Source organism: Mesorhizobium sp. M4B.F.Ca.ET.214.01.1.1 (assembly GCF_004791545.1).
Lineage (GTDB): Bacteria > Pseudomonadota > Alphaproteobacteria > Rhizobiales > Rhizobiaceae > Mesorhizobium > Mesorhizobium abyssinicae.
In genome coordinates this window covers 219,962-232,448 of the sequence record NZ_SRUX01000010.1, presented here as the reverse complement: position 1 = coordinate 232,448, position 12,487 = coordinate 219,962, and the positions used below count along the sequence as shown (strand labels likewise).

Annotated in this window: 7 protein-coding genes and 1 tRNA gene; 2 read left to right on the top strand and 6 right to left on the bottom strand. The window is 64.8% G+C overall.

The features are described 5' to 3' along the window. Window positions 1–198: 198 nt before the first annotated feature. Both EN857_RS21005 and EN857_RS21000 read right to left on the bottom strand, forming a co-directional pair. A tRNA-His gene (locus tag EN857_RS21005) sits at window positions 199–275 on the bottom strand. A 347-nt stretch (window positions 276–622) separates the two neighbouring features. After that, complete coding sequence (locus EN857_RS21000; RefSeq protein WP_127286863.1) at window positions 623–1,081, bottom strand: phasin; 459 nt, start codon at window positions 1,079–1,081, stop codon at window positions 623–625. 247 nt (window positions 1,082–1,328) lie between these two features. On the opposite strand from EN857_RS21000, the gene EN857_RS20995 reads away from it, so the two are divergent. Next, window positions 1,329–5,141: a PAS domain S-box protein gene (locus EN857_RS20995; RefSeq protein WP_135859198.1), complete on the top strand. Its 3,813-nt coding sequence runs from the start codon at window positions 1,329–1,331 to the stop codon at window positions 5,139–5,141. Window positions 5,142–5,389: 248 nt separating this feature from the next. On the opposite strand, the gene EN857_RS20990 is transcribed toward EN857_RS20995, so the two are convergent. Then, window positions 5,390–7,348, bottom strand: a complete 1,959-nt coding sequence (locus tag EN857_RS20990) for an acetoacetate--CoA ligase (protein WP_135859195.1) — start codon at window positions 7,346–7,348, stop codon at window positions 5,390–5,392. A gap of 263 nt (window positions 7,349–7,611) precedes the next feature. On the opposite strand from EN857_RS20990, the gene EN857_RS20985 reads away from it, so the two are divergent. Beyond that, window positions 7,612–9,486, top strand: coding sequence for an AsmA family protein (locus EN857_RS20985; protein WP_135859193.1), 1,875 nt, complete (start codon window positions 7,612–7,614; stop codon window positions 9,484–9,486). A gap of 24 nt (window positions 9,487–9,510) precedes the next feature. On the opposite strand, the gene EN857_RS20980 is transcribed toward EN857_RS20985, so the two are convergent. Genes EN857_RS20980 through EN857_RS20970 form a run of 3 tightly spaced genes read right to left on the bottom strand, consistent with a single transcriptional unit; the run spans window position 9,511 to window position 12,445 of the window. Further along, window positions 9,511–10,329 carry an ABC transporter permease subunit gene (locus EN857_RS20980; protein WP_127284455.1) on the bottom strand — a complete coding sequence of 273 codons (819 nt, stop codon included), beginning with the start codon at window positions 10,327–10,329 and terminating at the stop codon, window positions 9,511–9,513. Then, window positions 10,326–11,297: an ABC transporter permease subunit gene (locus EN857_RS20975; RefSeq protein WP_187331370.1), complete on the bottom strand. Its 972-nt coding sequence runs from the start codon at window positions 11,295–11,297 to the stop codon at window positions 10,326–10,328. The genes EN857_RS20980 and EN857_RS20975 overlap by 4 nt, the downstream gene beginning before the upstream one ends. Window positions 11,298–11,305: 8 nt before the next feature. Beyond that, window positions 11,306–12,445: an ABC transporter ATP-binding protein gene (locus EN857_RS20970; RefSeq protein WP_135859189.1), complete on the bottom strand. Its 1,140-nt coding sequence runs from the start codon at window positions 12,443–12,445 to the stop codon at window positions 11,306–11,308. Between the last annotated feature and the right edge of the window lie 42 nt (window positions 12,446–12,487).

The window sequence follows — 12,487 nt, the reverse complement described above, 5'->3', positions numbered from 1 at the left end:
CGCGTCTTCGCCGCCGCTCTCCGCATGGATTTCTGAGCGGCCTTTCGCCAGAAAGGTTCTGCACCAGGTGTGAAACGTGTCTTCGGTAGAAGGAGAGCGGAGGCTCAGGAGGGCCGGAAGGATTCGAATGCCATAAGTCGGCGTGGCCAAGTTCGCTTGGCCTATGAAATTATCAGCAATAACAGATGCTTAAGCCGATGGTACCGTTGGCTGGGATCGAACCAGCGACCTCCGGATCCACAATCCGGCGCTCTAACCAGCTGAGCTACAACGGCACGTCTGCCTGAGCGGGATGGAGGTGAAGCTCTGCTCCCCGGATCCGCTCTGTCGTTCGGCGATGCGTCCAATACGGGCTATCGGAGTCTAATTCAAGGCCTTTGATGAGGCAAAGGCCGGTTCTTCAAACCGACGCTGGGTTTCGCCAGGCAAAAGAAAAGGCCGGCGGGAGGAGGTGCCGGCCTTTTCCTGTTACGAGCCAGCGGGAGGAGGTGCTGGCTGGTCACCCCGGAGAGCAGAGGGAGGAGGTTCCGCCCACCGGGTATTCACTTGGACAACTCTATCGCACATCTATTTGTCTGACGAAATGCGACGTTTTGATGCATCGATGAGTCGTGCGTCTTTATCAGGCGGCCTTGATGTCCTTCAGGGCCTTCTCGAAAGCGGTCTTGATCGGCTTGGCGACGTCCTCGGCAGCCTTGGACGCGACGGCCTGGAATTCCTTGGCCTGCTCGACGGCCAGCTCGGCACGCTTGCGCAGGAAGGAGGTCTGCAGCTCGACGACTTCCGACAGCGACTTGGCGCCGATCAGGGCTTCGAGATGCGAGAAGCCGGCGTCGGCATTGGCGCGCAGCGCGGCAATGGTCTTGAGCGACAGGTCGCCGGAAACGGTCTTGGCGGTCTCGAAGGTCGACTCCAGAACCTTCTGGGTCTCCTCGGCGCCGGTCTTCAGCTTGGTGTAGGCTTCCTTCGACTGCTCGACGCCCTTCTCGGCGAAAGCGCGGATCTGGTCGGTGGCCTTGGAAGCGTCAAAGCTCGGGAATTCGATGTTTTCGATCGTCTCTGAAGTTTTGGTCTTGGACATTTTCCATCCTTTTCGCGGGTAGCGGCTTTGACAGAAAGCCGTCTCGTTCATGTATAATGGCAATATAGAGGTTTTTTTGTGCGACGCAACATCTTTGTTGCAGTGCACCATAAAAATCTTCCCCGCCGTTAACCAAGCGCCCAGAGATTTCGACCGCTGCACCCCTTGGCTTGTGGACCTTCGCCGCGTCCGCTTTTATTAACAAAGCGTTAACTGAAATTGCCCGCTGGAGGGATTCGCCAAGCGCATGCCGCCTGAAAATTACTCCTTCCTCGACGTTGCCGTGCTCGATGCGGTCCGCCAGCGCTTCGCCGCCGGCGACGCGATCGCCATATTGTCGGCCGACCTCGAACAGGTGATCTGGGCCAACGGGCCTGGCGCCGCGGTGTTCGGCCATGACGACATCGAAGGCATCATCGGCGCCTCGGCGCGGCTGCCGCTGATCGCCAGGCGCCAGATCATGGCGACCAGCGGTTTTCCGCAGATCGGCAGCGACCGGGCCATTACGCTCCGGCTGGCGACGGGCTTGAGCAGTCGCGCCGTCGGCTTCCTGGCCAGCGCGGTGACGATGCCGGATGGCGAGAAGGCGATCATGCTGGCGCTGCCCGCGGCGCAGACCGGCTCGCGCGGCGCCGCAGAGATCGCCAGCCGCGCCATTGGCGGCTTCACCGAGGACGGCCATTTCATCGCCTTCATCGACGCCGCCGGCAAGGTGGAGGCCGCATCCGACGGCTTTGCGGCGCTTGGCATCCTGCCCGAGACGCTCGCAGCACTTGTCGCCGACGTGGCCGATGACAGCGACCGCATCGTCAAGCGCCTGGTTCCGGGCGGCGCCAACTCCTATCCTGCCGGCCTGGCACGGCTGACCGACACGCGCCACCTCCTGGTGGTCATTGACGAAGCGCAGCTCGACGACGAGTTGCCGGGTGAGCCGCAGACCGACGGTCCGGCAGCCGAAGCATTGCCGGTCGAAGTGCCTTCCGTCGCCCCGGAGGCAAGCCAGGAACCTGCGCCCGCGAAGCCGGACGCGACGGCCGCGCCCGAGGTGGCCAAGGACGTTGCCATCGCTCACGGCGACAAGGCCGCCGACCCGGCCGCACAACGCCCGAAAGCGGTGGCCGGCGAAACGCAGCCGCAGCACGATCATTGGTATTTCAATGCCGGCGGCGACGAGGCACGGCATCGGGAGCCCGCATCCGGCAAGGCCGAGGCTCCAGCCGAAACGCCTAAACAGGATGGCGCCGCTGCCGCGCCAGCGGCGGAGCCGGCCGCCGACCGGACGATCGATCGTTCGGCGCCGCCGCTGCGCTTCGTCTGGCGCACCGACGCCGACGGCAAATTCAGCGCGCTGTCGCCCGAATTCGCCGACATCGTCGGCAAGCCGGCCGCCGACGTCATCGGACGCCGCTTCAAGGACGTCGCCACCACCTTCGGCCTCGATGCCACTGGCGAGATCGCCGGCCTGCTCGAACGCCGCGACACCTGGTCCGGCCGCTCGGTGCTATGGCCGGTCGCCGGCACCGATCTCAAGATACCGGTCGATCTGGCGGCGCTGCCGGTCTACGGCCGCAGCCGCGCCTTCGAGGGTTTTCGCGGCTTCGGCGTTGCCCGCGCCGGCGACGCGGTCGTCGATCCGGAAGCCATCGGCATGGCGCTTGTTCCCAATGGCGGGGCGCCGGCGGCGAGCGAGCCGGCCGTCAAGGAACCCGTTGCGGAGGCGCCGAAGCCAGCCGACCCGTTCAAGGGCGAGGTGCCGGCGCTGACCATCGTGCCGAAGCCGGAGCGGCGTTTTGCAGACAAGGTGATCCGGCTGGCCGAGCACCGGCAGCCGGCCAACGACAAGGGTCTGTCGACGCTGGAGCGCAGCGCTTTCCGCGAGATCGGCGAGCGGCTGAAGAAGGACAGTTCCGGCCCATCCGAGCCACCGCCTGCCCCCCGGGAAGCGAACCCGCCCGCCGCAAGCTCGGTCGAGACCGCGCAGGCTGAGCAGCCTGTCGCGCATGAGGCTTCGGTTGATGCCGATGCGACAACGCCAGTCAATGCAGCCGACGAAACCCGGGACCAGGCGAACGCCGCGGATGACGAGCCGGTGAGCGCGGAAGCGCCGGCCGAATTGGCGGAACCGCCGGAAGATGACGCCGAGGACGAGAAGGATCTGGCGCGCCTCGACGGCGAGCCGGGCGAAGCCGCCGAAGAGCCTGCCGCCGGTCAGGTCACGCCGCCCCCCGTCTCGGGCTCGCTGCTCGACTATGCCGGCCGCGAAGACCAGACCGACCAGCTTGCCGGTGGCGCCCCGGCTGTCGAGCCTGAAGCGGCCAGGGCCGCCGAAGCTCCGCCGGCTTCGGCGCCGCAAGATGCCGACGACAGCATGACAGCAGACGACTTCCGCGACGCGCAAGACAGCGAGGAATGGGCGCGATCCGACGAGGATGCCACCGCCCACGTCGATGCCGATGCGAAGACGCCGGCGATCGAGCGGCCGCGCCTCCTTGCTCCGCCGCTCAAGCTCGACGGCTTCGTGCCGTCGGCTTTCTCGACCGGCGAGGAGACCAGGGCGCCGGATACGTCCATCCTCGGCAAGCTGCCGGTGCCGCTCATCATCCACTCCGGCGACGCGCTTCACTATGCCAATGACGAGTTCCTGCATCTGACCGGCTATGACACGCTCGACGAGCTGACCGACGCCGGCGGGCTCGGCGCCCTGTTTGCCGATCCCTATGCGCAGTCCGAGGACGGCACCGCAGACGAAAGCGATCGCGCCCTCAGGCTGAAGACGCGCGACGGGCAGGAATTCCCGATCGATGCCATCCTGCGCGCGGTGCCGTGGCGCGCCGGCAAGGCGCTGATGCTAGTGGTGCGCCGCTCCGGCGAAGAGGACGCAGCACCCGCGCATTTCAGTGCCGCCAATGACGAGCCCACCCAGCAGCCGGACGTTTCGGAGCTGAAGAGCCGCATCGCCGAAATGCGCACCATCATCGACACCGCCACCGACGGCGTGGTGCTGATCGGCCGCGACGGCAACATCCGTTCGATCAGCCGCCCGGCGGAGGCGCTGTTCGGCTTCGACAGCGACGAGGTCGCCGGCAAGCCTTTCGCCTCGCTGTTCGCCATCGAGAGCCAGCGCGCGGCGCGCGATTATCTCAGCGGGCTTTCCGAACCCGGCGTGGCGAGCGTGCTGAATGACGGCCGCGAGGTGATCGGGCGGGAGTCGCAGGGACGCTTCATTCCGCTGTTCATGACCATCGGCCGGCTGCCCAGCGACAGCGGCTTCTGCGCCGTCGTGCGCGACATCACGCAATGGAAGCGGGCCGAAGAGGACTTGACCCAGGCGCGCGCCGTGGCCGAGCGCGCCTCCTCGCAAAAGACGGATTTCCTGGCCCGTATCAGCCACGAGATCCGCACGCCGCTGAATGCCATCATCGGCTTTTCGGAGCTGATGGTGGACGAGAAGTTCGGCCCCGTCGCCAATGACCGCTATCGCGACTATCTGCGCGACATCAACCGCTCGGGCAATCATGTGCTCGACCTGGTCAACGACCTGCTCGACATCTCGAAGATCGAGGCCGGCCAGCAAGAGATGGACTACGAGGCGGTGTCGCTCAACGACACGCTGGCCGAGACGGTGGCGATGATGCAGCCGCAGGCCAACCGCGAGCGCGTCATCATCCGCTCCAGCTTCGCCTCGCGGCTGCCGGAAGTGGTGGCCGACCTCAGGAGCGTGCGCCAGATCGCCCTCAACATCCTGTCGAACGCCATCCGCTACACGCAGGCCGGCGGCCAGGTGATCGTGTCCACCGCCTACGAGACCTCCGGCGACGTCGTCATGCGGGTGCGCGACACCGGCATCGGCATGAGCCAGGCCGAAATCGAGCAGGCGCTGAAGCCGTTCAAGCAGATCAATGCGTTGAAGCGCGGACGCGGCGACGGCACCGGCCTTGGGCTGCCGCTGACCAAGGCGATGGTGGAGGCGAACCGCGCGCGGTTCAGCATCACCTCGACACCCGGCGAAGGCACGCTGGTGGAAGTCGCCTTCCCCTCGACGCGGGTGCTGGCCGAATAACGCGCTGCCGGAAAAAGAAAAGGCGTCCACCGGACGCCTTAAGGATGGGATTGCTGTCACAACGGGGGCTTGAGCGAATCTGAACCTCAGGGGACGAGGAACGGGATTTCTCCCTCAAGTTACATGCGACTATCGGCGCCGGCCCTTAACAAATCCTTACCCGCCGGGCGGAAAATTTACGAATGTGTACCACTCATGAAATCTAGGTAAATTCGGCCGACATATTTTGTTTACCATTGCGGAGATGGTTAGTCGGCAAGCTGCGGCAGATTGCGGAACAGTTCCAGCGCCTCCGGATTGGCAAGCGCCTCCTTGTTCTTGATGGCGCGGCCATGCACCACGTCGCGCACCGCAAGCTCGGTAATCTTGCCAGATTTGGTGCGCGGAATGTCGGTGATGGCGACGATCCTGGCCGGCACATGGCGCGGGCTTGCGCCAGTGCGGATCTTGGCGCGGATGCGCTTTTCCAGATCCTCGTCGAGCTTCACGCCGGCGGCCAGCCGCACGAACAGCACGACGCGCACGTCATTGTCGAAATCCTGGCCGATGCACAGCGCCTCGAGGATCTCCGGCATCTGCTCGACCTGATTGTAGATCTCGGCCGTGCCGATCCTGACCCCACCCGGATTGAGCGTCGCGTCGGAGCGGCCATGGATGATCATGCCGCCATGCGCCGTCCATTCGGCGAAATCGCCATGGCACCAGACATTGTCGAAGCGCTCGAAATAGGCGGCCCGGTACTTCTTGTCCTCGGGGTCGTTCCAGAAGCCGATCGGCATTGCCGGAAAGGCTTTGGCGCAGACCAGCTCGCCCTTTTCCTGCCTGACCGGCCTGCCGTCGTCGTTCCAGACATCGACGGCAAGGCCGAGGCCGGCTCCCTGGATCTCGCCGGTCCATACCGGCTCGATCGGCACGCCGAGCACGAAGCAGGAGACGATGTCGGTGCCGCCGGAGATCGAGGCCAGATGCACGTCCTTCTTGATGCCGTCATAGACGAAGCGGAAATCCTCCGGCGACAGCGGCGAGCCGGTCGACGAGATGGTGCGCACCGTCGAAAGATCATGCGTTTTGATCGGCTCGAGGCCGGCCTTGCGCACCGAATCGATGAATTTCGCCGAGGTGCCGAAATAGGTCATCTTCTCGGCGTCGGCGAAATCGAACAGCGCATTGCCATCCGGGTAGAAGGGCGAACCGTCGTAGAGCAGCAAGGTCGCGCCCGAGGCGAGGCCGGAGACCAGCCAGTTCCACATCATCCAGCCGCAGGTGGTGAAGTAGAAGAAGCGGTCGCCGTCGAGCAGACCGGCATGAAGCCGCTCTTCCTTGACATGCTGGATCAGCGTGCCGCCGGCCGAATGGACGATGCATTTCGGAATGCCGGTGGTTCCGGAGGAAAACAGGATGTAGAGCGGGTGCGAGAACGGCAGTCCTTCGAACGCCACGGGCTTGACGGCGAAGGAAGACAAGGCCGCCTCCAGGGCATCCGCCTTGTCGATGGTCGCGGCGACGTCGGTCGAGGTGCCGAGGTAATCGACGATCAGCACCTTGCGCACGGTCGCAAGCTTGGCCGCCACCGCCTTGACCTTGTCGGCGACCTCGATCGCCTTGCCATTGTACCAGTAGCCGTCGGGCGCGATGAAGACCACCGGCTCGATCTGGCCGAAACGGTCGAGAACGCCCTGCTCGCCGAAATCCGGGGAGCAGGACGACCACACGGCGCCGATCGAGGCGGCGGCGAGCATGGCGGCGACGGTCTCCGGCATGTTGGGCATCATCGCGGCGATGCGGTCGCCCTTCTTCACCTTCAGCGACAGGAAGAGCTGCTGCAGGCGCGACGTCAGCGCATTGAGTTCGTTCCAGGACAGCCGCCGCTCCACCTTGTCCTCGCCGCGAAAGACGATCGCATCGCCGGAGCCGGTTTTCTTCAGCAGGTTCTCGGCGAAGTTCAGCCTGGCGTCGGGAAAGAAGGCGGCGCCCGGCATCCTGTCGCCGTCGACCAGCACGCGTTCCCCCTTGTCGCCGACGATGCCGCAGAAATCCCAGACAAGGTCCCAGAACGCCTCGCGATCGTCGATCGACCAGCGGTGAAGCTCGGCATAGGAGGAAAATGCGGTGCCCGTTTTCGCCGCCGCGGCCTTCATGAAGGCGGTCATGGGCGCCGCGTCGATCCGGTCCTGCGTCGGCGTCCACAAGGGGGTGTCGGCGGCCATGGTCGTTCCTCCCAAGAACGCGTCGCGTTTGCGGCAGTTAAGCTCAATGCCGCGACCGTCGTTGTCCCAAAACCGGCGCATAATTTCGGCGACGGTCGGTGGCACGCTTATGCATACCGCAGCGCAGCAGAGCAAGATTTTGTTCGGCCAGCACCTCCAGAGTGTGCGCAAATGCCATCGCCGGGCCATAAAGACTTGAAATGCGTCGGCGCTGGGTTACACCCGTCGAGCGATTTGTCGGCAATGGAAGCATATAGGGCGATATGCCATCATCTTTGATCCGGCGCGGAGTATGGGCGGTCGGCGTTGCCGTGCTCGTCATCGCGCTGGTCGTCGCCGCGCTGCCGCTGATTGCCTCGACCCGCATCGTGCGCGACCGCATCGCCTGGGAGATGAGTGCCTGGAGCGGTTTCAGGGTCACCATCGACGGCTCGCCGCGCATCGAGGTGTGGCCGACTTTTCGCGCCATCTTGACCGACGTGACGCTTTCGCAATGGACCGAGACCGACGCGCCGCCTGTGATCGAGGCCGAACGGGTCGAGGTCGATCTTTCCGCCATGGCGGCCTTGCAAGGCGACGTCGTGTTCTCGACGGCCAGGCTGGTGCGGCCGACGATCAGGGTCCAGCGCACCGCCAAGGGCCTCTTCCTGCCAGCCATTCCGACCGGCGGCCGCATCACGCGCTCGATCGACACAGCGCGAGGCCTCGTCACCGCCAACCCGCAGAAACCCGATCTCGGCAAATTGCCCTCCGACCCGTTCGGCACCGTCGAATTCCGCGACGGCCGCGTGGTGGCCTCGATCGGCGGCAAGGAGCAGGAGATCCTCAGCAGCCTGTCCGGCCAGGCGAACTGGGCGGCGATGAACAGCAATGCGACACTGACGGCGACGGGGATCTGGCGCGGCGAAAGCGTCGCCGTCGACTTCGCGTCGGCCAAGCCGCTGGTGTTTTTCGCCGGAGGCGCAGCGCCGATCACACTGTCCTTCAAGGCTGCGCCAGCGAGCTTCTCCTTCGACGGCGTCGCTTCGATGTCGGACAACGCCTATTTCGACGGCCAGGCAAAGTTCGCGGCGCCCTCGCTGCGGCGCGTGCTGGAGTGGTCGCAGGCCGGCATCGCGCCCGGCGCGGCGATCGGCGCGGTTTCGGTCGCGAGCAAGGTGACGGCGGCGGCCGGCCGGGTGAAGTTCGAAAACACCACGGTGGCGCTCGACAACAATCCGGGAATGGGGGCGCTGGACTTCTCCTTCAGCGAAGCGCTCCCGGTCATCTCCGGCACGCTCGCCTTCGACACGCTCGACCTCAGATCGTTCCTCTCCGCCTTCACCCCGATCACGCCGACCGGTGAAGCCGGCCCCGGCGAGATCGACACCAGTTTCGCCGACAAGATCAATCTCGACCTCCGCCTGTCGGCGGCGCACGCCACCGCCGGACCGGTCCAGCTTGCCGACGTTGCCGCCACGGCGCAGGTCAAGAACGGGCTCGCCGTCTTCGACATTTCCGACGCCTCCGCCTTCGGCGGCAACATCCAGAGCAGCCTGCGCTTCGACCGCAAGCCCGAGGGCACGCAAGTGGAGATCCGGCTTCTGGCTTCCGACGTCGATGGCGGCGCGTTCGCCACCGCGGCGGGAATGACACGATTGGTGCCTGTCGGGACGGCAACCGTTTCGGTCATCCTCAAGGGGCCGGGCAGATCCTGGAATTCCATCTTCGAAAATGCCGACGGATCGGTCTCAGCGACCGTCGGACCGGGCGCCCTCACCAGGCTCAACCTGCCGGCCTTCCTCAAACATACCGAGCAGGGCGGTTTCTTCGCGCTTGACGACGTTGCCGACGGCACGCTGCCGATCGATGGCGCCGAGATCAAGGCCAGCATCTCCAAGGGCGTGGCGCGGCTCGACAAGGCCGAAGCCAATTCGGCGAAATCCAAGATCTGGCTGTCCGGCATCGCCTCCTATGCCGGACGCGGGCTGGCACTGTCGGGCGGTGTCACCCCGAGCGGACAGCCGGCGCAGCAGCAGCCTAGCGGCCAGCCGACCAATCAGCCTCCCCAGGCTCCCAACCAGTCGCTGTTCTTCGTCGGCGGCACCTGGAGCACGCCATTCATCTCGCCGATCAGCCGCGGCGTTTCCGGCGAGTAAGTTCGCGCCTGACCCCGACGCCCCCTACCCGCGCTGCGCAGCCTGCTCGTCGCGCTGACGCTGGACCTCGCGCCGCTTGTTGGCGACAGAGGCGATGATGACGCCGACGGCGACGACCGCGATCAGGATGGTGCAGGCGGCGTTGATTTCGGGCGTCACGCCGAGACGGACCTGGCTGTAAATCTTCATCGGCAGCGTGGTGGCGCCCGGCCCTGAGGTGAAGGAGGCAATGACCAGATCGTCGAGCGACAGCGTGAAGGCCAGCATCCAGCCGGAGATGATCGCCGGCAGGATGACCGGCAGTGTGATGTGGAAGAATGTCTTCACCGGCGGCGCGCCGAGATCCATCGCCGCCTCTTCAAGCGACCGGTCGAAGGAAACCAGGCGCGACTGCACGACGACCGCCACGAAGCACATGGTGAAGGTGATGTGGGCGAGCGTCACGGTCAGGAAGCCGCGGTCGAGGCCGACGGCGACGAAGAGCAGGAGCAGCGACAGGCCGGTGATAACTTCCGGCATGACCAGCGGCGCAAAGACCATGCCGGAAAACAGGATGCGCCCCCTGAAGCGCGTGTAGCGCGTCAAGGTGATGGCCGCCAGCGTGCCAAGCACGGTGGCCACGGTGGCCGAGATGACGCCGACGCGCGCCGTCACCCATGTGGCGTCCATCAGGCCCTGATTGTGGAACAGCGATACGTACCATTTGGTCGAGAAGCCGCCCCAGACGGTGACCAGCTTCGATTCGTTGAAGGAAAAGACGATGAGCAGCACGATCGGCAGATAGAGGAAGGCAAAGCCGAGCACGACCGAAGTGATGTTGAAGCGGCTCCAGGTGGCGTTCATCTGCCCTGCTCCTGCGCGCGCGCCTGGGCCTGCTGGAAGAGCATGATCGGCACGATCAGCAGCAGCAGCAGGATGACGGCGACGGCCGACGAAACCGGCCAGTCGCGATTGGCGAAGAACTCGTTCCACAAGGTCTTGCCGATCATCAGAGTCTGCGAACCGCCGAGCAGGTCGGGAATGACGAACTCGCCGACCGCCGGGATGAAGACCAGCAGGCAGCCGGCGATGACGCCGGGCAGCGACAGCGGGAAGGTGATCTTCCAGAAGGCGCTGGTCGGCGGGCAGCCGAGGTCCTTGGCGGCCTCGATCAGCGAATAGTCCATCTTCTCCAACGACGAATAGAGCGGCAGCACCATGAACGGCAGGTAGGAATAGACGATGCCGATGAAGATCGCCGTGTAGGTGTTGAGGATGATCAGCGGCTGGCTGATGACGCCGGTGGCGAGCAGCAGCTGATTGAGCAGGCCCTCCGGCTTGAGGATACCGATCCAGGCGTAGACGCGGATCAGGAACGAGGTCCAGAACGGCAGGATCACCAGCATCAGCAAGGTCGGCCGGATCGTCGCCGGCGCGCGCGCCATGCCGTAGGCGATCGGATAGCCGACGATCAGCGTCAGCACCGTCGAGATCGCGGCGATGATCAGGCTGGTCACATAGGCGTTGAAGTAGAGCGCGTCCTCGGTCAGCCAGGTGTAGTTGTCGACGCCGAGCTGCTTCAGCTGGCCGAAGAAGCCGGAAATGCCGCCGCTGAAATCGAGCACAGGGGTGTAGGGCGGCATCGCGATCGCCGTCGTCGAGAGCGAGATCTTGAAGACGATGACGAACGGGATGAGGAAGAAGAACAGCAGCCAGAGATAGGGGACGATGATGACCAGGCGGTTGACGAAGGCAGAACCCAGTCTGGCCAGCGGGGATTTGGCGAGATCGGCTGCCGGCGAGGTTGTTTCAGCGGTTACGGCGCTCGACATGATCGCCTCTACCGCGCCAGCACGACGCCGGCGTCGGGCCGGAAGGAGACCCAGGCGCGATCGTTCCAGGTCAGCGGATCATCGCTGACGCGCGAGGCGTTCATGGCGCTCGCGCGCACCATCTGTCCGTCGTCGAGCCGGATGTGATAGACGGTCATGTCGCCGAGATAGGCGACGTCATAGACCTCGCCTTCAAGCGCGTTGACCGCATCGACCGGCTTCTTCGACGAAACCTTGATCTTCTCCGGCCTGATGGCGAAGACGATGTCGGCGCCGGCGGCGGTATTGCCGCCATTCTCGACGACGATCTGGGCTCCGGTCGCCCCGGTGATGCGCGTCGTGTTCGCCGCCCGCTCGGCGACCTTGCCCTCGAACATGTTCACGTTGCCGACGAAATGCGCCACGAAGCGGGAGGTGGGAGCTTCATAGACTTCCGCCGGCGTCGCGACCTGCATCACCTCGCCCTTGTCCATGATGGCGATGCGGTCGGCCATGGTCATCGCCTCTTCCTGGTCGTGGGTGACGACGACGAAGGTGAGGCCGAGCTCCTGCTGCAGGTCCATCAGTTCGAATTGCGTTTCCTCGCGCAGCTTCTTGTCCAGCGCGCCGAGCGGCTCGTCCAGCAGCAGAACCTTGGGGCGCTTGGCGACCGAGCGGGCGAGCGCGACACGCTGGCGCTGGCCACCCGACAATTGGTGCGGCTTGCGCTTGGCGAACTGCTCGAGCTTGACCAGCTTCAGCATCTCGGCGACGCGCTTTTCGATGTCGGACTTGGGCATACCTTCCTGCTTGAGGCCGAAGGCGATGTTGTTCTCGACCGTCATGTGCGGGAACAGCGCATAGGACTGGAACATCATGTTGACCGGCCGCCGATAGGGCGGGATGCCGCGCAGGTCCTGGCCATCGAGCAGGATGCGCCCGGCGGTCGGCTCCTCGAAACCGGCAAGCATCCTCAAGAGCGTCGACTTTCCGCAGCCGGAGGCGCCGAGCAGCGCGAAGAACTCGCGCTCGAAGATGGTGAGCGACAGGTTGTTGACGGCGGTGAAGTCACCGAACTTCTTGGTGACATTGTCGAACTGGATGTATGGCTTGGCGTTCGGGTCGTTCCATGGCGCGAAGTCCCTGCGGATGCTGCCAAGCGATTTCATGTTCCCCACTCCGTCCTTTTGTCTTGCCCCCAAAGAGCACGA

Coding starts and splice junctions, on each gene's coding strand:
- EN857_RS21000 (WP_127286863.1), bottom strand. CDS start 1,081: ATGTCCAAGACCAAAACTTCAGAGACGATCGAAAACATCGAATTCCCG.
- EN857_RS20995 (WP_135859198.1), top strand. CDS start 1,329: ATGCCGCCTGAAAATTACTCCTTCCTCGACGTTGCCGTGCTCGATGCG.
- EN857_RS20990 (WP_135859195.1), bottom strand. CDS start 7,348: ATGGCCGCCGACACCCCCTTGTGGACGCCGACGCAGGACCGGATCGAC.
- EN857_RS20985 (WP_135859193.1), top strand. CDS start 7,612: ATGCCATCATCTTTGATCCGGCGCGGAGTATGGGCGGTCGGCGTTGCC.
- EN857_RS20980 (WP_127284455.1), bottom strand. CDS start 10,329: ATGAACGCCACCTGGAGCCGCTTCAACATCACTTCGGTCGTGCTCGGC.
- EN857_RS20975 (WP_187331370.1), bottom strand. CDS start 11,297: ATGTCGAGCGCCGTAACCGCTGAAACAACCTCGCCGGCAGCCGATCTC.
- EN857_RS20970 (WP_135859189.1), bottom strand. CDS start 12,445: ATGAAATCGCTTGGCAGCATCCGCAGGGACTTCGCGCCATGGAACGAC.